Here is a 22,470-nt window from a genome sequence, read left to right as displayed (position 1 = left end):
CGGCTGTTGATGGCTGGGGATAGCGTTATCTGCCCTGTGGAGAGAACCGAGGATACCGAGGATAGCCGGTGCAAGAGCCGCCCGATGCTCGGCCCGGATCGCTTTGCCCCGCGCCTTTGTGAGGTGCCGCTCGCGGAGCTGGAGGCAGCCGGGATTCGAGGACTGATTCTGGACCTCGACAACACGCTCGTTTCCTGGGGTGGCAGCGAGATCGCGCAAGAGCATCTCGCGTGGGTACGAAGCGCGCAGGAGCGTGGCTTGCGGCTCGTGATGCTTTCGAACAACTTCTCCGATCGCGTCACGCAGATCGCTCGGCAGATGGGTATTCCATTTGTTGCCAATGCGTGTAAGCCGTCCCCAGTCGGGTTCGTGCGAGCCCTGCGTACGCTGCAGCTTCCCCGACGTCACGTCGCCGTAGTCGGCGACCAGCTCTTCACCGACGTCCTTGGCGGTAAGCTTTGCGGGCTCTACACGATTTTGACGGAGCCGCTCGAAGCGAACGACCACCCGATCACCAACGTGTTCCGGTTCTTCGAGCGTTTGATGCTGCCGCAGCGGCGATGAAACTAGCGGTCATCGGCGATCCCGTCGCACACAGCGCAAGCCCCGAGATTCATCGTCGCCTGCTGCGCGAGGCCGGAGTCGACGGATCGTACGAAGCGATTCGCGTTGGGGCTGGCGGAGCAGCGGGCGCGCTGCGCCGGCTCGCGGAGGAAGCCTTTGCCGGGTGTAACGTGACGTCGCCTCTCAAAGAAGAAGCGTTGGCGGCATGCGATCACCTTTCGCTCGCCGCGCAGCGCGCTCGGGCGGTGAACACGGTCGTCTTCGGACGGACCTTGCTGGGGACGACGACCGACGGTACCGGCGCAGCGGAGGCTTTGCGCGCGCATCTCGGATCGCTCGCCGGGCGCGAGATCCTCGTCCTCGGAACCGGTCCGGCGGCTCGTGCGGTCGTCGCGCAGCTCGCCGAAGAGGGCGTGCGCCTCTGGCTCTGGAGCCGCGACGCGGGCAAGGTCGAGGCACTCCGCGCGCGCTTTGGTGGGCTGGCGTTCGCTCGCGAGGTTCGCATCGAAGATGCTGTTTTTTCCGCCCTCTCACCGGAGGCGCAGTTGCCTGCGGAGGTCGCCGCGGTGGCGTCGCGCGTACCGCTCGTCATGGATGCGAACTATGGCGATCGTGCGACGCTGGGCAGACAGATAGGACGCCGCGTCGTGGACGGCGCGGAGATGCTCGAGGCGCAGGCTCGGGCAGCGTTTTCGTTTTGGCTGGAGAGCAGATAAGCAAGAAACGCTATTGAAGGGCCCCATGAACCGAGTGCCAAGTATGCGCCACGGAGGTGCCCAGGAGATGACACGTCGACACCGCTCGCTCGCCGCTACCCTCATCGCTTTCGCCATGACCGCGGGTTGCAACGGAAGCGGCACCGCCTTAAATCCGCCGACGAACGCGATTCCGACGCTTCTCTACGTCGCCAATGCATCCAACTCAGCCGACGTGTCGCCAGGGAGTCTGCTCGCGTTCACGTTACCGTTCTCGAGTAACTCCGCCCCGCTCGTCAGCGTTGCACCCCCTTCCGGTAACGAAGGGCCTTTCGGGCTCGCGCTCGACTCGAGCCATCGCTTGTTCGTCGGTTATCAGGACAAATACATCGCCGTCTACAAGCTGCCGCTCATGCATCTCTCCTCGCCGGATTTTGAGATTTCAACGCCGCCCGGTGCCGCTCAGGGACTCGCTTTCGACGGCTCGGGGAATCTCATCGCCGGGATCGGCAACTCGCTGTACGTCTTTTCCACGCCGCTCAGCAGCGGGAGCACCGCGAGTTTCAACTTCTTGCTACCGAACGGTAACCATTGTTGCCTTCAAGAGTTAGCCGTACACGCAAGCACGTTGGCCGTCGCCACCTTTACCGGGTTCACCGACCACATCTACGTCTATTCGTTGCCGCTAACCGCTGCGTCGACGCCGATCGCATCCATTACCAGCGGTGGTTCTCAGGGGTACTCCGGCGTTGCATTCGACGCGAGCGGCAATCTGTACGCTGCGGGCGGCAACCCGGAACAAATTGAGATTTATAATCCGCCGTTCAGCAACTTGAGCACGCCGGCGACAGTTATCTCGACGGCGACGCTGCCCAACTCGGAGAACCTCGCGTTTGACGCGAACGGAAACCTCTACTATACGACGACGAAGACCGTAACGCTCGCGTCGACGCTCTACGAATACTCGCCTCCTTTTAGCGCGGCGAGCGTTCCGGTGGCGCAGACGACCATTGGATTCGGCGCCTTGGTGCTGGGCGTCGCGGCGGGCAACTAGGAGTTCGGGAACATCGTGTCACGCTGAGCTCGTCGAAGCGTGGCGGAGAGGGGGAGATTCGAACTCCCGAGAGGCTTATCACCTCTGCTCGCTTTCCAAGCGAGTGCATTCAACCGCTCTGCCACCTCTCCCGGTTCAAATGGTGCCCCACCGTGCGCGGTACTCCTAGCTTTTAAATACAAGCCCGCCTTTGTGGTAGCGTTCAAAGAGTTCCTCGAACTCGCCCGGCGGCAGCGGCCGGCCGAAGAGAAAACCCTGCGCGAGCTCGCACTCACATTCCCGCAAAAACTCCGCCTGGGCTTCCGTTTCGACGCCTTCGGCTTGCACTTTGAGTCCCAAGGCATGCGCCATGGCGATGATCGCGGATACGATCGCGAGATCGTTGCCGTCGTTGGGAATGTCGCGTACGAAGGTCTTGTCGATCTTGAGTTTATCGAGAGGAAAGCGCTTGAGATGCGAGAGCGATGAATAGCCCGTACCGAAATCGTCGAGCGCGAGGCTGATTCCCAAGTTCTTTAGCTGACGCATGATCCCGATGGAGTCGTCGGCGTTCGTCATTGCGACGGTTTCGGTGATCTCGAACTCGAGGCACTCCGGCCGGTATTGAACGTTCGCCAGCGTGCCCTCGATGGAGCGCACGAGGTTGTAGTGCACGAACTGGCGTGCCGAGAGATTCACTTCGAGCAGGATCGGTATGTCGAATCTCTTCTGCCACGCGTAGACCTGCTGCGTTGCCGTGCGAAGCACCCATTCGCCGAGCTGGACGATAAACCCGGAGGCTTCGGCCTGCGGTATAAACGTGTCCGGGGGCGTGAAGGTGTTGTCCGGCTGCGGCCATCGGCACAGGGCCTCGCAGCCGATGATCTCCCCGGTCTGCAGATCGAGCACCGGTTGGTAGAAAAGCACGAACTCGTTGTTCACCAGCGCGTTTGCGAACCGGCGATGCATCGGTTGGCGATAGCTCAGGGTAAGCGAACCTCTCTACACGCCGGCCGGATGCCAGATGGTCTTGATCTCGGAGAAGGCCTCGATATCGTCGAGACTCTGTGCCTCGTCCGAAAACCATTCGTCGCGCGCTCGCGCAGGCCGCGGGCGCGTACGCTTGACGTTCTCTGCGGCATCGGCCTCCAGCTGCGCGGCGAGCACGCTCTCGGAACCGTCGTACGCTATTGCGTTGACGTCCATGTGCTTGGCGAGCACCGGCCCCACCTCGGCGCGCGAACCGGTGAGAAGGTTGAGGACGCCGGCGGGAAGGTCGCTCGTTGCGACCGACTCTGCGAAGACGACAGCCGTACGGGGATCGTGCTCGGAGGCGACGACGACGAGCGCATTTCCGGCTGCGAGCGGCGGCAAGATCACCGACAAGAGTCCGAGCAGGACGGGCGCGTCCGGCGCGAGCACCGCAACGACGCCGGTCGGCTCCGGCGTCGAAAAGTTGAAGTGCGGTCCGCCCACGGGGTTACGCGTCGAAAGCAGCGCCGCGAATTTATCGCACCAGCCCGCGTACCAGATCGTGCGATCGATCGCGGCGGTTACCTCGAGCGACGCCGCGGCCGGTTCGCACGGCGTACCTTCGCGAACCCGTTCCGTCAGCTCGGTTCGGCGCGCCTCCATCATCTCGGCGAGACGGTAGAGGACCAGGCCGCGTGTCCCCGGCGCCGTTCCCCACCACGCGCGCTGCCCGGCACGCGCGGCGACGACCGCGTCGCGCGCATCTTTTCGAGACGCGCGGGCGATGTTTGCGGCGAACGACTTGCCCTCGCTCAGCAGATCGCTGCGTCCCGATTCAGAGCGGACGAACGAACCGTTGATGAAGAGCTTGTACATCTTGCGGACTGGGAGGCGCGCGACGCCGTTCTTCGACACGGGAGCAACCTACGACGCCGGGAGGCAGGAGCCCTAGGAGAGCGACCCGTACGCTCGTGTCCCCGGGTTCGTAACGGGGAAAGCCCGCATCGGGAAGGAGACGCTGCAGTGGCAAAGACGCAACCATTTCTGAGCGACGTGAAGGAACTACGCCGGCGCGCTCGCGAGAACATCGAGCGGGGAGCCGTCACCGAAAGCTATCGAGGCGACCCGAAGGTCGCCTGCGAGATCCTCAATGCAGCCCTGGCGACGGAGATCGTGTGCGTCCTGCGCTACAAGCGTCATTTTTTCATGGCGAAGGGCCTGAACAAGGACGCGGTGGCGCAAGAGTTCTTAGAGCACGCGAACGACGAGCAAGATCATGCCGATCGCATCGCGCAGCGCATCACGCAGCTGGGCGGCGCGCCCGACCTCAATCCGGAGGGCCTCGCAATGCGCAGCCACTCGGAATACAAGGAAGGTGACACGCTCGTCGACATGATCCGCGAAGATCTCATTGCAGAGCGCGTAGCGATCGAGTCCTATACGGAGATTATCCGGTATTTTGCCGACAACGATCCGACATCGCGACGGCTCCTCGAATCGATCCTCGAAAAAGAAGAAGAGCACGCCAACGACATGCAGGACCTCATCGACCGGCTCGAGCCCGAGCTGACCACGCAGAGCGACGGCCTTCACAAGGGACGCTAGACTCTACGTAATTCGGGACCTTTTTCCCCATTTGCACCGGGGCCGAGGAAGAGCGAGCGCGCTTCGGCTAGACTGGTCGCATGCGTGCATGTGCGGCAACGCGGCGGCTGGATGTGGAGCTTGGTATTGCGCTCTGGCTGGCGTACGTCTGCGCCGTGCGTTCCGCCGCAATCCAGCTCGAGCTGGAACGTACGAACCTGCGCCTTGGTGTCGGCATCGTGCTCCTGGCGGCGATCGAATCCGCGCACGCGCTCCCGGTCATCGGCGCGGGCAGCGCGCGAGTGCTGCTCGGCGCGTCGTTCTTTTTCTTGTACGCGAGCTGGACGAGCCTGCCGGCGGTTCACCGGGTCTATGCGAACGTCGCCGCGGCGCTCAGCGTCCCGCACGGGGACGCATATACCATCGTAACGGTGCGTTCCGATGGTATGGAGCCCGCGATTGCGGTAGGGTCCCTTGCGGTGGTGGACTTCTCCGCATACCGGCACCGCATGCCCCGCATCGGCGACATCGTTGCCGTCGCGGTAGCCCCGAACCGCGTGTATCTGAAACGCCTCGTCGCAAAGCCCGGCGATCGCTTCGAGGTCGATGGCCTCGGCGTTCTCAGGAACGGGCGCAGACCCCGGGGCTGGAGAAACCGCGCCTTCCCCGACTATACGCTCGATGTCGCACAAGACACGATTGAAGTGAACGGCGTTCCCCTCGATCGCAGCATCGCCGACGTGCCCCTGCCGACGGCATGGAACGATCCTGCACGCCTACCGGAGAACTGCTACTTCGTCCTCGGCGACAACGTCAACGATTCCGAGGACTCCCATGTCTTCGGCTGCGTGCCGCGCCGCGCCATCGTCGGACAAGCAGTGCGCGTTCTCTGAGTGCGCCTCTACTCACCCTGTGCGAGCGAGAAGCCGCGCGCGCCGTCGAAGGCGTAGAGCCCCTCGGTCTTCACGACGTCGAGCCCCGCTGCATCGAGCGCTCCGACGATGCTCACGACGTCCTTCGTGGAGAAGGCGGTGCCCTCGCGCTCGAAGCGGCACGCCCAGTGATCGCTCCAGAACGTGTCGGGATCGCCGTTCGGCCAGACCTTCGTCCCGCGATTGGCAATCACCGTAAGCGTGGCTCTCGGAATCGAGAGCGCCTGAATGCGCGCGGCAATCTCGTCCGGATTGCCGCCGGGGAGATCGAGGAAGACGTCGACTCCGACGTGTTCTTTGCGAGCACGTGGGCCGGCTGCGCGTACGCCGAGCTCCATCTCGGCGCGCTTTGCGTAGCGCGCGGGGCGCAGATGCTCGGGCTCAAGGCCGATGCGCGCGATCACTGCATCGGCAAACTCGCTGGTGCCGACCTTCTGCTTCGAGACGCGCGCATCGTAGATGTCGTAGGTATGTATGCCGTCCTCGATCGTTCGCAGCCATGCATTGTGAATGCGCTCGGCGATGTCGCCTTGACCGATGTGCGAGAGCATCAGAAGCGCGCCGTGCAAGAGTCCTGACGGATTCGCCAGGTTCTGGCCTGCACGTCGCGGCGCGGAACCATGAATCGCCTCGAACATCGAGCAATGGTCCCCAATGTTCGCGGAGCCGGCGAGGCCGACCGAGCCGGTCATCTGGGCGGCGACGTCGGAGAGCACGTCGCCGTAGAGATTCTCCATGACGAGTACGTCGAAGGCGTCGGGGGTATCGACCATCTTCGCCGAGCCGATGTCGACGATCCAGTGCTCGTTCTCGATCTCGGGATACTCTTTGGCGATCTCGTCGAAGATTTTGTGGAAGAGACCGTCGGTCATCTTCATGATGTTGTCTTTCGAGAAACACGTCACTTTTTTGCGCGCGTGGGATCGCGCGTATTCAAAGGCGTAGCGGACGACGCGCTCGCTCCCGGGACGCGAGATGAGCTTCAAGCACTGCACGACGTCCTGCGTCTGGCGATGCTCGATGCCGCCATAGACGTCCTCCTCGTTTTCGCGCACGATGACGAGATCCATGTTCGGATTCTTCGTCGCGACATACGGGTAGAGCGACGCGCACGGCCGGACGTTTGCATACATTCCTAGCGTCTTGCGCACGGTTACGTTGAGGCTCTTGAAACCGCCGCCTTGCGGCGTCGTAATCGGCGCTTTGAGAAACACCTTCGTACGGCGCAGCGAGTCCCAGGCACGCGGCTCGATGCCGCTCTGCAGTCCGCGCTTGTAGATCGACTCCCCGATCTCGATGCGATCGATATCGAGCAACGCTCCGGAGTGTTGAAGGATCCGTAGCGTCGCGTCCATGATCTCGGGGCCGATGCCATCGCCGTATGCGACGGTAACCGGGGTTTTCTTGGCGGCTACAACTGCCATTCCTGAGCGTTCCATCCTTCGCTGATGCCGTTGGGGGTGAAGTTCTGCAGCTGCCTCACGAGCACGTATCGCAGCGGTGCGTCGAACAAGAACGCAGCGGGCGCATCCTGCAGGAGCAGCGATTCGATCCGTGCGTAGGCGCGCTTGCGGACCGCGCGATCGAACGTCGAAAGCGCGAGGCGCTGCGCGGCATCCATTTGCGAGGAGCAGTAACGCGCGACGTTGTTCCCGTTGGGCGGAATTGCCGCACACGTCCACTGGGAGGAGTTGTCCGGATCGGCTCCCGATATCCAGGCATAGAGAGTCATGTCGAACTTGCCGCCGTTGAGTATCCCGCCGTTCTCTGCGGCGGCATAGAGATTGGCGTAGGCGTAGCTCTTGAGCTGCACGTCGACCCCGACTTTACGCAGCATCTGCTGTACCTCTTCGACGATGGCACGCGCGCCCGTGCTCCCTTGGCCGTACGCGAGCTGGAGCGTCAGCCTCTTGCCGTTTTTCGTGCGGAGGCCGCTCGGGCCGAGGTGCCAACCGGCCGCGTCGAGCATCGAGGCCGCACGCGTCGGGTCGTACGGCGTCGGAGCGAGCGCGGCGTCGTAGCCCCACGAGAACGGTGTCAGGTCCGCGTTGCCGACTTGCGCAGTGCCGTAGGTCGTATCGCGGACGAGCGTCCTGTCGTCGATCGCGAGCGCCAGGGCGCGGCGCACGTTGACGGCATCGAGCGGTGCGCGCGCCGTGTTGAAGAGGATCGCGTCGTACGACGGAGCGTTGGCCAACAGGCCGACGAAGCCGGGATCCTGGATCAGGCTATGGTAGTTCGTCGTCGGAACTTCGATCTCGAGGTCGACGCCGCGCGAGCGCATCTCGGTTTCGGCAGTATTCGCATCGGTGATGATGAGCAGCGTTAGCTGCGCGATATGCGGTGCGCCGCGGAAGTACTGCGGGTTTGCGTCGAGGACGATGCGGTCGCCACGCTCCCAGCGTGCGAAGCGGTACGGACCGGTGCCGACCGGGCTCGAGTTGAACGGCACCTGATTGAGGTTCGGGTACTGCGCCAGCAGATGCGCCGGAAGAATGCGGTACGGCGTGTCGCTCTCGCCGAAGATCGTGTCGATGGCGGGCGGAAAGATTCTCTTCATGTGCAGCACGACCGTGTACGGGTCGGGCGCGTCCATCGAGGCGATTTGGTCGTATCCGCGGCGCGAGAGCACGTTGTTGTTGGGGTTCATGATCGCCTGCCAAGTGAACTTGACGTCGCGGCTCGTGAACGGCGTACCGTCCTGCCAGCGGACGTTGTGGCGCAAGTGGTAGGTGATCGTCAAGCCGTTCCGGCTGATGCCGCCGTTCTGCATCGTCGGCACGACCGCGGCCAGGTCCGGCACCTCGTTCCCGTGGCTGTCGATCGTGACCAGCTCGTCGAAAATCAAGCCGTCGACGAAGCTCTCTACCGCGTTCTGCGCGAGGATCGGATTGATGTTCGTGATATCGATTGGAAGGGCGATGCGAAGATTTCCGCCGGTTGTTCCGGCCGTGCCGCCGGTGCGAGAACACGCGGCGAGCAACGCGGCTGCCAAGAGGGCGGCAAGCATTCTATGCATGCTTGAGGTACTCGCGCAGGCCGTGGATGCCGCCCTCGCGACCGAACCCCGACTCCTTGTATCCTCCGAACGGCGAGCTGGGGTCGAACTTGTTGAAGGTATTGCACCAGACGACGCCTGCGCGTAGGTGCTGCGCGACCCACATGTTCTTGCTCCCCTCGGTGGTCCAAACGCCCGCCGATAGACCGTACGGGGTATTGTTGGCCTTGTCGATCGCCTCGTCGGGCGTGCGGAAGGTCATGACGGCGAGCACCGGGCCGAAGATCTCTTCGCGAGCGACGCGGTGCGACGGCTGCACGTTGGTGAAGAAGGACGCGGGAAAGAAGAAGCCGCGCGGCGGCAGTTCGCACTCCGCTTGGACGAGCGTCGCGCCTTCGTCGATCCCGCTGTGGACGAGCTCGCGAATCTTCTCGAGCTGCACGCGCGAGTTGATCGCACCGATATCCGTGTTCTTGTCGAGCGGGTCGCCTAGGCGCAACGTGCGTATCCGGTTGGTGAGTCGCTCGACGATGTCGTCGTGGACATTCTCCTCCACGAGTAGCCGCGATCCCGCGCAGCACACGTGGCCTTGATTGAAGTAGATGCCTTGGACGATCCCTTCGACGGCTTGGTCGAGCGGCGCGTCCGCGAAGACGACGTTGGCAGCCTTGCCGCCGAGCTCGAGCGTCAGGCGCTTCCCTTTGCCTGCGATGCGTCGCTGGATGATCTTGCCGACTTCGGTCGAGCCGGTGAAGGCGATTTTGTCTACGCCGTCATGGTCGACGAGAGCTGCGCCCGTCGCACCGTCGCCGGTGACGACGTTGATGACGCCCGGGGGGATCTCAGCTTCTTCGACGATCTGGGCGAGCGCGAGGGCGGTGAGCGGCGTCGTCTCGGCGGGCTTGAGAACGACGGTATTCCCGCAGGCGAGTGCCGGTGCGACCTTCCATGCGGCCATTAAGAGCGGGAAGTTCCATGGGACGATCTGTCCGCAGACGCCAATCGGCTCCGGCGTGCGCTCTGCGCGCATTGCCCACTCGAGTTTGTCAGCCCAGCCGGCATAATAGAAGAAGTGCGCCGCCGACGTGGGGATATCGAAGTCGCGCGATTCGCGAATCGGCTTTCCGCCGTCGAGCGACTCGAGCACGGCGAGCTCGCGGGAGCGCTCCGTGATCGCGCGCGCGACGCGGTAGATGAGCTTCGCGCGATCTGCCGGCGAGAGCTTGCTCCAGCGCTCGAAACCTTTGCGGGCGGCGCGTACGGCGCGATCGACGTCCTGTGCGTCGCCGTAGGCGACCTCGGCGATACGCGTTTCGTCAGCAGGGTTGATCGTCTCCATGTAGCGCTCGCTCTCCGGCGCGGTCCAGCGACCGCCGATGAAGAGTCCATAGCGTTCCCGCAACTGCGGTCGCACGCGTTCGGGAGCTGGGGCGTATGCAAATTTCGTCGCCATGCTTTTAGTCTTTCGGTATGTAGTCCGCTCCGGCGTAGTGGCCCGTTCGTTCCTTTTCGAACTGCATGAGCAGGTCGTCGAGAAGCGAGCTTGCGCCGAGGCGGAAGAGCGTGGGGTCGAGCCACGACTCATTGAGAGTCTCGTTGACGATGACAAGATAGGTCAGCGCTTGTTTGGTCGTGCGAATACCGCCGGCGAGCTTGAGGCCGCGTTTCTGCCCGGTGCGCCTAGAGAAATCGCGAAGAGCCTCGCACATGACGAGCGCCGTGGGAAAGGTTGCATTCGTGCCGACCTTGCCGGTCGAGGACTTGATGAAGTCCGCGCCCGCCTCGAGAGCGAGGTCGCTGGCCCGGCGCGTTGCCTCGTAGCTGCCGAGCTCGCCCGTTTCGAGAATGACTTTCAGGCGGACGGCCTGCGCGGAGCTCGTCGAGGAGCAGAGCTTCTTGATTGCGACGATCTCGTCGAAGACCATCTGCTCGCGCCCTGCGAGAAACGCGCCGCGGTCGATCACCATGTCGATCTCGTCGGCGCCGGCCGCAATTGCTTGAGCTGTATCTGCGAGCTTCACGTCGAGGTCGACCAAGCCGCTTGGGAAAGCCGTCGCCACCGACGCCACCTTGACGGTGCTGCCTTCGAGTGCGGATTTCGCAACCGCCACGAGGTTCGGATAGACGCAGACCGCCGCCACGCTGGGAATCTCGCTCCACCCTGGGCGGGGACGAATCGCCTTTGCGCACATCGAACGCACGCGGCCCTCAGAGTCTTTGCCTTCGAGCGTCGTGAGGTCGGTGCAGCGCACCGCGATGTCGATTCCCGCAAGTTTTGCCGAGGTCTTGATGGAGCGCTTGCCCAGCTCTGCAGCGCGCGCTTCCAGCATGACCGCATCGACCGGAACGGTCGCCGTCATAAGGTGCCGCGTCTCTCCTGCTCGCGCTCGATCGAGACGAAAAGCGCCTTGAAGTTCCCCTTGCCGAAGGAGAGGCTTCCCTTGCGCTGGATGATCTCGAAGAAGAGCGTCGGGCGGTCCTGGAGCGGCTTGGTGAAGATCTGCAGCATGTATCCGCGATCGTCGCGGTCGACGAGGATCCGCAACTCGCGCAAGGTTTCGATCGCTTCGTCGATCCTGCCCACGCGCTCGGCGAGCATCTCGTAGTACGAATCCGGCGTGTCGAGAAACTCGACACCGTTGGCGGAAAGCGCGCGGATCGTCTCGGCGATATCGTCGGTTCGAATGGCGATATGTTGCACGCCGGCACCGCCGTAGAAATCGAGGTACTCCTCGATCTGTGACTTTTTCTTGCCCTGAGCCGGCTCGTTGATCGGAAACTTCACGCGGTGGCGCGGATCGGTCATGACCTTCGAGCGCAGAGCGGTGTACTCCGTCGAGATGTCTCGATCGTCGAACGAGACGAGCTGCGAGAAGCCGAAGACGCGTTCGTAGAACGTTCCCCACGCGTCCATCTCGCCCCATCCGACGTTGCCCACGCAATGGTCGACCGCTTTTAGACCGGGCTTGTGCGCGGTGAGCGACCGGCGATGCTCGACGTACCCGGGCGCGAATATCCCCCGGTAGCCGTCGCGCTGAACGAACGAGTGCACCGTGTCGCCGTACGTCTTGATCGTTGCGCGCAAGAGAGCACCGGACGCGTCCTCGTAGACCGTCGGTTCGAGCAGGGAGACGGCGCCGCCGTCGCGTGCGGCCTCCCAGGCAGCGCGAGCGTCGTCGACGAGGATGGCGACGTCGTGAACGCCGTCACCGTGCAGCCGCACGAGATCTGAGATCTCGCCGTCGGGCCGCAGGCTCGACGTGAGAACGAAGCGCAGATCGTTCTGTGCGAGCACGTAGCTCGCCCGGTCCCGTACTCCGGTCTCCGGCCCGGCATAGGCGATCTGTTCGAAGCCGAACGCCGACATGTAGTAGTGCGCCGCTTGTTTTGCATTTCCGACGTAGAACTCCACGTGGTCCCAGTCGATGTGTGCCAGCGGGTGGGGATGGGTCCGCGGGGCCGTACTCATAACCGTTGAGGCTTTGCGAAGCGAACCAGGTGGCCCTGTCGAAAGGAGCGCGCCATGCCTGAGTCGCTGCTGGTTCCAACCTCAGCTCGCGTCGCTCTCGAGCGTATCGTCGATTACGCCGGCCTCTTCCCGCCGGCACAGCTTTCGATGCCGGCAGCGGCGCGCGAGTACGAGCGCTGCCGGCAGAACGCACACGCCTGGATGCTCGGCAAGTTCGTCGTCCCGGCAGAGAGAGTCGGCGAGCTGGACGCGGCGCTCGCGGAGGACTTGCCGGTGCCTATGGCCGTGCTGCTAGGCGGTGAAGCGGCGATACGCCCGATGCAGCACGTGTTGCCCGAGAGCTGCGAGATCACGTTGGCGCTTCCGGTACGCGAACTCGGCGCAACCCGTACGGCGATTCGCGCGCTGCGCAAAGTCCTGGAGCGGCTCGCGCCGGGGTTGCCGATCGCCGTGGAGCTTCCGCGCAGGCTGAGCTCCGCGGCGCTCGCCGAGGCGATGGACGCGCTCTCGGATAGCAGGTTTGGCGCGAAAATTCGGTGCGGCGGCGCGACGCCGGACGCTACGCCGCCGGTCCAAGAGGTTGCAGACTTCGTCGTCGCCGCCTCGCGAGCGGGCGTCGCCTTCAAGGCGACGGCGGGACTGCACCATCCAGTACGGCACTTCAACGCCACAGCGGGGTTCGTCATGCACGGGTTTCTCAACGTGCTCGGCGCCGCGTGCGTCGCGTCGCGGTACGATACTGCAACTGTCCGAGAAGTCGTCGCGGAGGAAGAGGCGTCGGCGTTTTCGTTCGACGAACGCGGGTTCTTGTGGCACGACACGGTCCTCGCAGATGCCGAGGCGTTGCGTGCGGATCGCCTACAGCGCTTTCTCGGCTTCGGAAGCTGTAGCTTCGCGGAGCCGGTCGACGATCTCATGGCGCTCGGCATTCTGCCGCGGCAATGAACGAGTTTCCTATCGAGAACTTGCCGTACGGCGCGTTCGAGCGCGACGGAAGCGTCCATCTCGGCGTGGCGATCGGGGATCGCATCTTCGACCTGCATGCCGGGGCGGAGGCTGCACTCTTCGACGGGGTCTGCGCACCCGGCGTGCTGCGCGCGCCGTCTCTCAATCCGCTGCTCGCCGAAGGACCGGGCGCCTGGCACGCGCTGCGAAAACGGTTGCAGGCATTGCTGCAAGACGATCTCGACGCAGAGCTATACGTGGAACGGATAGGGGCTGCGATGCGCCTGCCCGTTGAAGTCGGCGACTACGTCGACTTCTACTCGTCGGAGCAGCACGCGAGGAATCTAGGCCGCATCTTCCGCCCAAACGCCGAGCCGCTTCTGCCGAATTGGAAATGGATGCCCGTCGGATATCACGGACGCGCGGGCAGCATCGTCGTTGACGCGACGCCCGTGCGGCGCCCGAACGGCCAGCGCAAACCGCAGGACGCGGACGCGCCCGTCTTCGGGCCGAGCACGATGCTCGACATCGAGCTCGAGGTGGGCTTCGTGACGGGCAGCGAGTCGATCTTCGGGCTGGTCCTCGTCAACGATTGGAGCGCGCGCGACATTCAAGCCTGGGAATACCAGCCGCTCGGCCCGTTTCTCGGCAAATCGTTCGCGACGACGATCTCGCCGTGGGTCGTTACCCTGGATGCGCTCGCGCCCTTTCGCATCGCGCCACAGAAGCAGAGTCCGGCGCCGCTGCCGTATCTGCGCCTCGAAAACGACTGCGCGTACGACATCGATCTCGCCGCCGACCTGCAGAGCGCTGCAATGCGTACGGCCGGGCTTGCGCCCCTCACGATCGCGCGAACGAACGCCGGCGAGCTCTACTGGACGATGGCGCAGCAACTCGCGCACGTGCGCAGCAACGGAACGCGCATCCGCCCCGGGGACCTCTTCGCATCGGGGACGATCTCGGGATCGGATCCGGCGAGCTATGGAAGCCTCATCGAGCTCACGTGGCGCGGCACGAAGCCGCTCTCGCTTCCGAGCGGCGAGCAGCGCGCGTTTCTCGAGGACGGCGACGAGGTCACGCTGCGCGGATGGTGCGAGCGCGACGGGTTACGCGTGGGTTTCGGCGCCTGCCGCGGCCGAATCGTTGCCTGTTAGGCTTCCTTAGTAGGCTAGGTGACCGCAGTAGGCTAGGTGACCGCCGGCGCCTCGAGCCAAGAACGATAGTAGTTTTCGTCCTCGACGTCGCTCGCGGCCCGAGCGATATGGAGCGGGGCGAACGTATCGATCATCACGGCGATCTCGTCCGTGGACGTTTTTCCGAGCGACTGCTCTACCGCGCCCGGCTGTGGGCCGTGCGGCGCACCCGCCGTGTGTAGGGTGATCGAGCCCTCCTCCACGCCGCGGCGACTCATGAAGTTACCGCTGACATAGTAGAGCACTTCGTCGCAATCGACGCTCGAGTGATTGTATGGAACCGGAATCGCGAGCGGGTGATAATCGAACAGACGCGGCACGAAAGCGCAAAACGCAGCGCCTGGTGCCTCGAACGTTGCATGCGCGGGCGGCGGCTGATGCAGCTTGCCCGTGATCGGCGCAAACTCGTCGAGGTTGAACGCATACGGGTAGCAGTATCCGTCCCAACCGACGACGTCGCACGGATGGTGTGCGACGATGTAAATCGCGTTGCGCTCCTTGCCGGAGACGCGAATCTCGAAGGCGCCATCTTCCGCGATCGGCTCGTCGAGCGCGGGCCCGCGAAAGTCGCGCTCGTAGTACGGAGCGTGCTCGGCGAGCTGGCCAAACTCGTTGCGGTACCTGCGTGGAGTCTGCACCGGCCCCGAGGTCTCGTAGACGAGCATCCGCGTGGCTTCGCTCGGATGGACGCGGTAAGTCGTGCCCACCGGGATGACGAGGTAGTCGTGCGGGCGGTAATCGAGCCGCCCAAGCGGCGTCTGGAGATGCCCGCTGCCACGATGCACGAAGAGGAGCTCGTCGCCCCGGACGTTCCTGTAAAAGTAGGGCATTGACTCGGAAAACTCCGCGACGGCGATCGTTACGTCGGCGTTGCCGAGAACCGGGACGCGTGAGGAGACGGCGTCGCCGGACGTCGCGATGCGCGCGGTCTTGAAGTGCCGGTTACGGAGCGGCTCATTCGCCTGCAGCGGCGGCTGCGGCCGGTCCCACGAGCGAACGTCGAGCGTGGCCGTCGGCGGATGGAGATGGTAGAGCAAGGAGTAGACGCTCTCGAAGCCTTGCGTTGAGAGCAGCTCCTCGGCGTACAAGCCGCCGTCGGGACGGCGAAACTGAATGTGGCGCTTGGGCGGAAGGGCACCCGCCCGCATGTAACTCGGCACGCGCGGGAGTTCGGCGCTCTCCCAGGGGTCTCTTCGTCCGGGGAGAAGGCGGTTGCTTGTAACGGAGGAGATGACTGATGGAGCGCTTCGTTCTGGGAACTCTCGCGGCGGTGGCTCTTGCAGCCGCGATCGCCACCGGCTCGACCGTGGCGAACGCCATGCCGCGTCCGACGCCGACGCCGGTCGCTCTTCAATACGAGGAGATCTCTCGCGTCGAGATGCCGCCCGCTACCCCCGTTCCGCCCGGAACGTTCCAAGATGACCGGGCGGCTATCATGGCTGCGGTCCAAAACACTCCCGCGCCGCATCGCGGCCTCTTCAGCGGGGTGATGAACGGTTATCAATCCGCGATGAACACCATGCAGTCGATGCGCTCCGGGTTCCTGACGCGGTACACGTACTATCGCAACTGGGTGCGCACCGACGATGTCGTCCACCAAACTGCGACGATCACGAAATGCGACCTGCACGAGTACGTGACCTTGGATCTCGCGCATCGGACGTACACGATCGCGAGCACGGTGCCATCACCGCAGCCGGCGCCTATGCCGCAGAGTTACGGCCGGCCAGCCATCGTGAACGAAGCTCCGGGGAGCGAGGACTTGACCGTACGCGCGAGCGCGCAGAATCTCGGGCCGAGAACGCTCGACAACGTTGCGACGCACGGAAGCTCCGCCTCGCTCTCCATCGTGATGTCCAACGCGACGGGGTCGTGCACGAACGGCTCGTCCTCTATGGAGATCGTCGAGTACGTGTCAGGCGTGGGCATTCCGCGCGCCTATTGCCCGCTGCCGCGCGTCAGCGGAGCGATGCAGCCCGCACAGCAGACCATCGTTCACGGGGGATGCAGGCCACGCATTCACGGCAACGCCTCCGGAATGTCGCTGCTGTCGGGCACGTCATCACGCGTGACGATGTATCGGCGCATGGTCTACGGCGGCGAGCAGACGCAAGGGCAACGCTTTGGGATGGTGACCGAGGCCGGAAACGTCCGTTGGCTCTACAAGCCGGAAGCCGAGGCGCTCTTCTCGATTCCCCCGGGATTCACGCGGACGCGGTAGGCGATCAGCGAACGCCGTAGCGGCCGAGGAGGCCACCCCGTGCGATCGCATGCCCGTCGTCGTGCGCCGTCCATTCCGGCAGGCGTCCACCGGACGCGAACGGCAGGCTGAGGAGCTGCAGCGCGAGGAGCGCCGATGCCACCATGGCCGAGTTCTTCGCCGACCCCTGTGGTATCATGGGCGGGCCATTGATGGGGGTCGGGCTTCACGCGGCGTAACCTCGTGAACCCCGCCAGGACCGGAAGGGAGCAACGGTAAGCGAGCCCTTACGGGTGCCGTGAACTCCCCGACCCTCGTCGTGGTAGGAAAGAGTGGGCACGTGCGCGAGCGAACGAGGGCCCCTGGCTAATGCCCGAGGACCGCTACTACATCAAGATCGTGCCGCACAAGGGCGATGCCATTCATCGCTTCGTCGTGCGTCGCCGCCACGTCGCGCTGGTGAGCGCGCTTGCTTGCGCATGCCTTCTGGCGGCGCTCGGCTATGCAGCTCTTCAGTACCGGCACCTGGGCGACGAGCGCGCCGCGCTGGCGCATATCGCAGGGCAGACTGCGGCGCTGCATCGTCAGCTCCAACGCGTCCAGCAAGAAGATCGAGAGATCGCGCGCCTCATCGGCGCGCCGACACCGGCGCCCCGGCATGCGAAGGCCAAAGTCTCCTGGGCTCGCCCGAGCGGCAGCGTCCGATCCCTGGAGTCGCGCGTGCGCATTCTAGCTTTGGCTTCGGCGACGCTCTTGAGCGAATCCGAGCGCAATCACCGCCTCGTTCTACGCGTGCTGAATCTGCGCCACATTCACGCGCTCGCGCAGGAGCGGCTCATGGCGTTCATTCCGTCGATCGATCCGGTCGCGGGGGCGGCGGTGACCGGGTGCTTCTGCTATCGCACCTCCCCTGACGTGGAGTTTCATGAAGGCGTCGACTTGAGCGCGGACTATGGCGAGCCCGTGCGCGCATCCGCCGCTGGAACGATCGCGTCGGCTGCCTGGGACGGCGGGTACGGCTTGAAGATCGACATCGACCACGGAAACGGCTATCACACCTGGTACGCGCATTTGTCGCGCATCGACGTCCACGTAGGGCAGCGCGTCTACAAGGGACAGACCATTGCGGCCGTCGGCGCGACCGGTTTCGCAACCGGTCCGCATCTGCACTACCAGGTGATGCTGGATGGCCGCCCGGTCGATCCGGCACCATATCTCGACGGCATTCCTTCCTCCGTTATCGCAGCGCTGCGGTAGATGAGCGGGGTGGCATGCGACCTGACCCAGCTGCTGGGCCTGCTGGTCTGGGTCTACACCATCGTTCTGCTGGTCTATGCGGTCCTGTCGTGGATTCCCGACCTTCGCGGCAGCGTCTTCGAGCGGTATCTCGGCATGCTCGTCGAGCCGCTCCTCATGCCGATTCGCCGCGTCATTCCGCCGATGGGCGGGTTGGACATCGCGTTCCTCGTGTTGATCGTCATCCTGCAGTTTCTCATCCGTCCGCTGCTGCAGAATCTAACGATCCAAGCCTGCGCCCCACTCTACTAGCGACGTGAAGGCCGAGCATCCACACCGGCTGGAGACCGCCGGCCGCGTGCGCAACTTCTGCATCATCGCGCACATCGATCACGGCAAGACGACGCTCTCTGACCGCCTCATCGAAACGACGAAGACCGTCGAGGCGCGCGAAATGTCCGACCAGCTGCTGGACGCGATGGATCTCGAGCGCGAGCGCGGCATCACGATCAAGATGCATCCGGTCACGCTGCGCTATCGCGCCGGAGACGCACAGACCTACACGCTCAACCTCATCGACACGCCGGGTCACGTCGACTTCTCGTACGAGGTCTCGCGATCGCTGGCTGCCTGCGAGGGTGCGGTCCTGATCATCGACGCGGCTCAGGGCATCGAAGCCCAGACGCTCGCGAACTACCACTTGGCGCTCGAGCACGATCTTACGATCGTGCCCGTCATCAACAAGATCGATTTACCCGCTGCCGACCCGGAACGCGTCATGGGCGAGGTCGAAGAGCTGCTGGTCATGGAGCGCAGCGAGTGCATCTTGGCAAGCGCCAAGAACGGCATAGGCATCGACGAGATCCTCGAAGCGATCGTCGCGCGCATTCCGGCGCCGAAGGGGCACCGCGATCGTCTGCGCGCGCTCGTCTTCAATGCGCAGTTCGATCCGTACCGAGGCGTGGTCTGCTACGTGCGGGTGGTCGACGGCGAGCTGAAGCCCGGAACGCGATTTCTCTCGATGGCACACGAACGGGTCTTCGAATGCGCAGAGGTTGGCATATTCTCACCGGAGATGCGCATCACCGACGCGCTCGGCATCGGCGACGTCGGATACGTGATCGCGAACATTCGGTCACTCGGCGAAATCGACGTCGGCGACACCATCACGGAGGCCGGAAACCCGGCGCACGTCGCGCTTCCCGGATACCGCAAGGCCGTGCCGATGGTCTACTGCGGCCTCTATCCCAACGAAGGCGTCGAGTACTCCGAGCTGAGGGACGCGCTCGAGAAGCTCAAGCTCAACGACGCCGCGCTCGTCTACGAGCCCGAGAGCTCGGTCGCGTTGGGATTCGGCTTTCGTTGCGGCTTCCTCGGCTTACTGCACATGGAGATCGTGCAGGAGCGCTTGGAGCGCGGTTACTCTCTCGATCTGATCGCCACCTCACCGTCGGTGGTTTTTCGCGTGACGAAGACCGACGGCGAGGTCGAGATGATCGACAACCCCTCGAAGCTCCCGATCACGAACCTCATCCGAACGATTGAAGAGCCGTACGTCAAGGCGACGATCATCTCGCCGCCGGAGTACGTCGGCGCGATCATGGACATCACGCAGCACCGGCGAGGCAGTCTCGCCGGCATGGAGTACTTGCATGACGGCCGCGTCATTATGACCTACGAGATGCCGCTCATCGAGGTCATCGTGGATTTCTTCGATCAGCTGAAATCGCGCACGAAGGGCTATGCGTCGCTGGATTATGAGCTCATCGGGTACCGCGAAGGCGACTTGGTGAAGCTCGAGATTCTGCTCAACGCCGAGCCGGTCGACGCCCTCTCGTTCATCGTCGCGCGCGAACGCGCCGCCCAGCGCGGGCGGGCGCTGACCGAGCGATTGAAGGAGCTGATCCCGCGGCAGATGTTCGACGTACCCATTCAAGCGTCGATAGGCGGGAAGATCGTCGCACGCGAGACGGTGAGCGCGATGCGCAAGAACGTTCTCGCGAAATGCTATGGCGGCGACATCACGCGTAAGCGCAAGCTGCTGGAGAAGCAGAAGGCCGGGAAAGAGCGCATGAAGCGCGTTGGCCGCGTCGAGTTGCCGCAGGAGGCCTTCATGGCCGTGCTTCGTCTGGAGGATTGACCGCGCTCACATACGTGGCGACGAAGAACCGCGGAAAGCTCGGCGAGCTGCAAGCGATCTTTGCGGGCACTCCGCTCGAGTTGCGCGCGTATGAGGCGTATGCCGACGTCGCCGAGGGAGAGGCGTCGTTTCATGACAACGCCGTGCTCAAGGTACGAGCGTTGCACGCGCAGCTGAGGCATGCCGGGATCGATGCCGCGGTGCTCGCAGACGACAGCGGGCTGGAGGTCGATGCGCTCGGCGGCAGGCCTGGCGTGCTTTCCGCGCGCTATGCCGGCGCAGACGCACCGTGGGAAGAGCGGCGCAGGAGGCTGCTCGAGGAGATGCGCGGCGTTCCCGACAGCGCGCGCAGTGCACGATTCGTCTGCGTCGTCGCATTCATGGTCCCCGACGGCGCGATGTGGATCGGGCGCGGCGTTATCGAAGGCCGCATCCCGAGCGAAGAGCGCGGTACCGGCGGCTTCGGATACGACCCGATTTTCATCCCTAGCGGCGAATCGCTGACCCTCGCCGAGTTGGGTGAGACGCGAAAGAACGCGATCAGCCACCGGCGCCGCGCCGCGGACGCGTTGCTCGCAACGCTGCTCGTATGAGCGAGCCGATCTTCACTGCGCCCACGGACGACGAGCTGCAGGTCTTCGCCGAGCTGCGTTGCCGCGATGACGTCGTCCGCCGTCTCTACCTCGGCCTCGCGCGGGAGAGTACTGCGCTCGTTGCACGATTGGGAGACCAAGCCGTCGGGATCGTCTTTGCGAGCGCGAACGACGGCGAAACGTTCGTGCACGAGCTCTTCGTTCGGCCCGCACATCGCAAAGCGGGCCTCGCATCGCGGCTTCTGGAAGAGGCGACGCGCGAGGCGGAATCGCTCTTTGCAATCGTCGATGCAACCGACGGCGCTTCGCTGGCCTTTGCGATTCGACACGGCACTGCCGTCCGCGGCGCGCTGCTCCGCTGCACGGGGGCGCTGCCGAGCGAAGAGGAACTGCTGCGTCTGGCCGCGTCTGAGGGCCGGCGCTTCGAGGTTGTAGCGCTCGATGCGGGCGGGAACCGCTTCGCCATTGAAACCCTGGAACGGGAGGTTCGCGGCGCGCCGCTCGGTGCGGATCACGCGCTGCTCGGGCTCCTTGCGACCGCGCACGCGTTCTTCTTCAACGGCGAGCTCGTCGGCTATGCGTACGTCTGGCCCGACGGAAGGATCGGGCCGATCGCGGCTTCGTCGAGCTCGTATGAGGAGCAGATCTTCGCATTCGCTCTCACGGCGCTGGCGCACCGCTACGGCGCCTCGTGGACGCAGTGTCTCGTGCCCGGCGAAAACGTACGCGTCTTGCGCGCGGCGATCCGGTGCGGGCTCGCCGTCGAGACGGCGTGGCTCTCGGCTCGCGGGCGTGCGCGCGGAGACCCAAGCCGGTACGTCGCTTGCCATCCGCTGCTATACTAGGGAAGCTCTGAAGAAGTCCATGAATGCGGGAATTGCGGGACGTAGCTCAGCTTGGTAGAGCGTTCGCTTTGGGAGCGAAAGGTCGCAGGTTCAATTCCTGTCGTCCCGACCAGCACGCGCCCGTAGTCTAACAGGATAAGGCACGAGTCTTCTAAACTCGAAGATGGGGGTTCGAGTCCCTCCGGGCGCGAATCGGAGAATCGGAAGGGGTCCGAGCGTCATCCGTGGTGATTGTAGCTCAGTTGGTTAGAGCGCCTGCCTGTGACGTAGGAGGTCGCCGGTTCGAGGCCGGTCAGTCACCCCACTTAATGCGCAGTTGCGCGGTCGGATGCATACGCCGACCGCGCTGCGCGTTTGAACCAGGAACTGCGCGGGGAGTCAATTGCTGAAGCGAGAAGTCGCTCGATCATGAAACGCGATTGGGCCCGGCCGCGCTGGCTCGGGTTCTTGGGCATCGCGATCACGGCGCTCTTCGTGCTCGCGCTCGGGCCTGTCCTGTGGCAAGTATCGAAGCTCAACGATGAAGTTGGTATTAATCGCGCGGGATTGCAGCGCGAGCAGTTTGCGGTGAGCCTGAACACGGACTTGTTTGCAACGGTGGCGCAGGTTGGTGAACTGCGGCGTATCATCGCAAGCCGCGCGTCCGCAACGACAATCGCGCGCGAACGAGCCCGCGTAGGCGCACTCATGCTGCGTCTCGATGGGGCATTGCGAAGCGGCGCCGGCCCGAAGCTCGGGGCGCTTCGTCCGTGGCGGAGCGCATGGCGCGCCTGGCGGGATGCACGTCGGCCGGCGTCGCTAACGCAAAGCATCGTGCGGTTGAATCTGATGGTGGTACGAATTCAGGCGGTTCTGGATGCCATTGAAGATAATTCGAACCTGAGCTACGACCGCGGTAAAGTCGCGCAAAACCTTGCGGACATCGCATTCTCCGCGACGCCGGCGGCGCTTGAAGCAGCCGCGCGTGCGAGATTGCTCGTCGATACGGCGGCGCGGGCGCGAACTCTGACCATGCATGATCGCCTCCGTCTAGCGAATATCCTCGTGGTGATTCGAAGTGTTTTTGATCTC

23 protein-coding genes, 4 tRNA genes and 1 other RNA gene are annotated in these 22,470 nt (G+C 64.0%); 18 read left to right on the top strand and 10 right to left on the bottom strand.

Annotated elements, in window-relative coordinates:
- Positions 1–36: 36 nt before the first annotated feature.
- The 3 genes from VMV82_10975 (at position 37) to VMV82_10965 (ending at position 2,313) form a co-directional block, all read left to right on the top strand.
- Complete coding sequence (locus VMV82_10975; GenBank protein HUY42067.1) at positions 37–564, top strand: YqeG family HAD IIIA-type phosphatase; 528 nt, start codon at positions 37–39, stop codon at positions 562–564.
- Positions 561–1,280 (top strand): hypothetical protein, encoded by a 720-nt coding sequence (locus VMV82_10970; GenBank protein HUY42066.1) that lies wholly within the window; start codon positions 561–563, stop codon positions 1,278–1,280. The genes VMV82_10975 and VMV82_10970 overlap by 4 nt, the downstream gene beginning before the upstream one ends.
- Before the next feature lie 67 nt (positions 1,281–1,347).
- Positions 1,348–2,313, top strand: a complete 966-nt coding sequence (locus VMV82_10965; protein HUY42065.1) for a hypothetical protein — start codon at positions 1,348–1,350, stop codon at positions 2,311–2,313.
- A 40-nt stretch (positions 2,314–2,353) separates the two neighbouring features.
- Here the strand turns inward: VMV82_10965 and VMV82_10960 are convergent.
- From VMV82_10960 to VMV82_10950, 3 genes are all read right to left on the bottom strand, one after another.
- Positions 2,354–2,444: transfer RNA gene (locus VMV82_10960), tRNA-Ser, on the bottom strand.
- A 34-nt stretch (positions 2,445–2,478) separates the two neighbouring features.
- Complete coding sequence (locus tag VMV82_10955) at positions 2,479–3,261, bottom strand: EAL domain-containing protein (GenBank protein HUY42064.1); 783 nt, start codon at positions 3,259–3,261, stop codon at positions 2,479–2,481.
- Positions 3,262–3,294: 33 nt separating this feature from the next.
- The gene (locus VMV82_10950) at positions 3,295–4,140 is read right to left on the bottom strand and encodes an aldehyde dehydrogenase family protein (GenBank protein HUY42063.1); all 846 of its coding nucleotides are present in this window, start codon (positions 4,138–4,140) and stop codon (positions 3,295–3,297) included.
- Between the two features lie 147 nt (positions 4,141–4,287).
- On the opposite strand from VMV82_10950, the gene VMV82_10945 reads away from it, so the two are divergent.
- On the top strand, positions 4,288–4,869 hold the full coding sequence (locus VMV82_10945) for a ferritin-like domain-containing protein (protein HUY42062.1): 582 nt from the start codon (positions 4,288–4,290) through the stop codon (positions 4,867–4,869).
- A 113-nt stretch (positions 4,870–4,982) separates the two neighbouring features.
- A complete protein-coding gene (gene lepB, locus VMV82_10940; GenBank protein ID HUY42061.1) occupies positions 4,983–5,741 on the top strand; it encodes a signal peptidase I in 759 nt (252 codons plus the stop codon).
- Between the two features lie 8 nt (positions 5,742–5,749).
- On the opposite strand, the gene VMV82_10935 is transcribed toward lepB, so the two are convergent.
- Genes VMV82_10935 through hppD form a run of 5 tightly spaced genes read right to left on the bottom strand, consistent with a single transcriptional unit; the run spans position 5,750 to position 12,247 of the window.
- Entirely contained in the window at positions 5,750–7,204 is a 1,455-nt protein-coding gene (locus VMV82_10935) for an NADP-dependent isocitrate dehydrogenase (GenBank protein ID HUY42060.1), read from the bottom strand.
- A complete protein-coding gene (locus tag VMV82_10930) occupies positions 7,192–8,799 on the bottom strand; it encodes a peptide ABC transporter substrate-binding protein (protein ID HUY42059.1) in 1,608 nt (535 codons plus the stop codon). The genes VMV82_10935 and VMV82_10930 overlap by 13 nt, the downstream gene beginning before the upstream one ends.
- A complete protein-coding gene (locus VMV82_10925) occupies positions 8,792–10,231 on the bottom strand; it encodes an aldehyde dehydrogenase family protein (protein HUY42058.1) in 1,440 nt (479 codons plus the stop codon). Before VMV82_10925 ends, VMV82_10930 begins: the two co-directional genes overlap by 8 nt.
- A 4-nt stretch (positions 10,232–10,235) precedes the next feature.
- Positions 10,236–11,138, bottom strand: coding sequence for a deoxyribose-phosphate aldolase (gene deoC / locus VMV82_10920; GenBank protein ID HUY42057.1), 903 nt, complete (start codon positions 11,136–11,138; stop codon positions 10,236–10,238).
- Entirely contained in the window at positions 11,135–12,247 is a 1,113-nt protein-coding gene (gene hppD / locus VMV82_10915) for a 4-hydroxyphenylpyruvate dioxygenase (protein ID HUY42056.1), read from the bottom strand. Before hppD ends, deoC begins: the two co-directional genes overlap by 4 nt.
- Positions 12,248–12,301: 54 nt before the next feature.
- Here hppD and VMV82_10910 point away from each other — a divergent pair, with 54 nt between their 5' ends.
- Both VMV82_10910 and fahA read left to right on the top strand, forming a co-directional pair.
- Complete coding sequence (locus VMV82_10910) at positions 12,302–13,192, top strand: hypothetical protein (GenBank protein ID HUY42055.1); 891 nt, start codon at positions 12,302–12,304, stop codon at positions 13,190–13,192.
- Positions 13,189–14,346 carry a fumarylacetoacetase gene (gene fahA, locus VMV82_10905; GenBank protein HUY42054.1) on the top strand — a complete coding sequence of 386 codons (1,158 nt, stop codon included), beginning with the start codon at positions 13,189–13,191 and terminating at the stop codon, positions 14,344–14,346. The genes VMV82_10910 and fahA overlap by 4 nt, the downstream gene beginning before the upstream one ends.
- A 32-nt stretch (positions 14,347–14,378) precedes the next feature.
- On the opposite strand, the gene VMV82_10900 is transcribed toward fahA, so the two are convergent.
- Positions 14,379–15,545, bottom strand: coding sequence for a homogentisate 1,2-dioxygenase (locus VMV82_10900; protein HUY42053.1), 1,167 nt, complete (start codon positions 15,543–15,545; stop codon positions 14,379–14,381).
- A 110-nt stretch (positions 15,546–15,655) separates the two neighbouring features.
- On the opposite strand from VMV82_10900, the gene VMV82_10895 reads away from it, so the two are divergent.
- Positions 15,656–16,606: a hypothetical protein gene (locus tag VMV82_10895; protein HUY42052.1), complete on the top strand. Its 951-nt coding sequence runs from the start codon at positions 15,656–15,658 to the stop codon at positions 16,604–16,606.
- A gap of 4 nt (positions 16,607–16,610) precedes the next feature.
- Here VMV82_10895 and VMV82_10890 read toward each other — a convergent pair whose 3' ends face one another.
- A complete protein-coding gene (locus tag VMV82_10890; protein ID HUY42051.1) occupies positions 16,611–16,751 on the bottom strand; it encodes a hypothetical protein in 141 nt (46 codons plus the stop codon).
- A 51-nt stretch (positions 16,752–16,802) separates the two neighbouring features.
- Between VMV82_10890 and ffs the strand changes: the two genes are divergently transcribed.
- From ffs to VMV82_10840, 10 genes are all read left to right on the top strand, one after another.
- An RNA gene (ffs, locus tag VMV82_10885) (signal recognition particle sRNA small type) lies at positions 16,803–16,901 on the top strand.
- 53 nt (positions 16,902–16,954) lie between these two features.
- Positions 16,955–17,842, top strand: a complete 888-nt coding sequence (locus tag VMV82_10880; GenBank protein HUY42050.1) for a M23 family metallopeptidase — start codon at positions 16,955–16,957, stop codon at positions 17,840–17,842.
- Positions 17,843–18,133 (top strand): YggT family protein, encoded by a 291-nt coding sequence (locus tag VMV82_10875; protein HUY42049.1) that lies wholly within the window; start codon positions 17,843–17,845, stop codon positions 18,131–18,133.
- Positions 18,134–18,137: 4 nt separating this feature from the next.
- The gene (lepA, locus tag VMV82_10870; GenBank protein ID HUY42048.1) at positions 18,138–19,961 is read left to right on the top strand and encodes a translation elongation factor 4; all 1,824 of its coding nucleotides are present in this window, start codon (positions 18,138–18,140) and stop codon (positions 19,959–19,961) included.
- The gene (gene rdgB, locus VMV82_10865) at positions 19,958–20,554 is read left to right on the top strand and encodes an RdgB/HAM1 family non-canonical purine NTP pyrophosphatase (GenBank protein HUY42047.1); all 597 of its coding nucleotides are present in this window, start codon (positions 19,958–19,960) and stop codon (positions 20,552–20,554) included. The genes lepA and rdgB overlap by 4 nt, the downstream gene beginning before the upstream one ends.
- Positions 20,551–21,399, top strand: coding sequence for a GNAT family N-acetyltransferase (locus tag VMV82_10860; GenBank protein HUY42046.1), 849 nt, complete (start codon positions 20,551–20,553; stop codon positions 21,397–21,399). The genes rdgB and VMV82_10860 overlap by 4 nt, the downstream gene beginning before the upstream one ends.
- Before the next feature lie 35 nt (positions 21,400–21,434).
- A tRNA-Pro gene (locus VMV82_10855) sits at positions 21,435–21,511 on the top strand.
- 4 nt (positions 21,512–21,515) lie between these two features.
- Positions 21,516–21,589, top strand: a tRNA-Arg gene (locus VMV82_10850).
- A 37-nt stretch (positions 21,590–21,626) separates the two neighbouring features.
- A tRNA-His gene (locus VMV82_10845) sits at positions 21,627–21,703 on the top strand.
- 104 nt (positions 21,704–21,807) lie between these two features.
- Positions 21,808–22,470, top strand: a 663-nt coding sequence (locus VMV82_10840; GenBank protein ID HUY42045.1) for a hypothetical protein, incomplete at its 3' end; no start/stop codon positions are given.

Source organism: Candidatus Dormiibacterota bacterium (assembly GCA_035532035.1).
Taxonomy (GTDB): domain Bacteria; phylum Vulcanimicrobiota; class Vulcanimicrobiia; order Vulcanimicrobiales; family Vulcanimicrobiaceae; genus Tyrphobacter.
Note: the sequence above shows the minus strand (reverse complement) of the source record. Positions and strands in the feature narration are given on the sequence as shown.